The 651-nt window shown below is 55.3% G+C and carries 1 pseudogene; it reads right to left on the reverse strand.

Annotated elements, in window-relative coordinates:
* Positions 1-651 (reverse strand): annotated as a pseudogene (locus RRF55_RS27190) (host specificity factor TipJ family phage tail protein); the annotation flags it as partial.

Here is a 651-nt window from a genome sequence, read left to right on the forward strand (position 1 = left end):
GGTATAGGTGATACCCTGCCAGGTCAGAGCAAAGGTCTGGCTGGTTGTCGTAAAGTCATACGTTGACGGCGACGCACTGGCGCGTAATACCGCAGTCGCTCCCCCTGTTCCCGGAACGGCGTCCTGGTGAGGGGTATACGTGGCGATCTGCAGGTCATAGTCAGTACCGTTAAACGTTAGGGTGACAGGCATTCCGCTGAATGGCGCAATCTCTGACACGACGTCGCCTGTCAGCACGTTAAAACCGCCCTCGATGGATACCTGATAATTCACTGGCGCTTTCAGGGTGACAATTGCACCGGCGATCCAGCCAGGAGGAAGTTTGTTCTCATCCTCGTCTTCATCATTATCATCATCGACATCGAGGCCAGAAAACGAGACAGAGGCACCGCTGACGGTCATGGCATCAGCAACGATATCACTGGCTTCAGGGGCAGTCTGAGCCATATCGAGGCCGCTGCCGCTCGACGTTCCCCCAACTTCCGTTGAGTTGAACCATATCTCGCTGCGACGATCCCCGGCCACATTATCGCCGGGCCCATAGCTGGTATATGAAAAGCCCTCGCCTAAGGTCAGCGCCGGAGTTTCTCCTACCCGAAAATCCCCACCGGTATAGGAGAAACGCCCATATCCAAGGCAGACAAACATTTC

Source organism: Klebsiella sp. K47 (assembly GCF_051858335.1).
GTDB classification, from domain to species: domain Bacteria; phylum Pseudomonadota; class Gammaproteobacteria; order Enterobacterales; family Enterobacteriaceae; genus Klebsiella; species Klebsiella pneumoniae.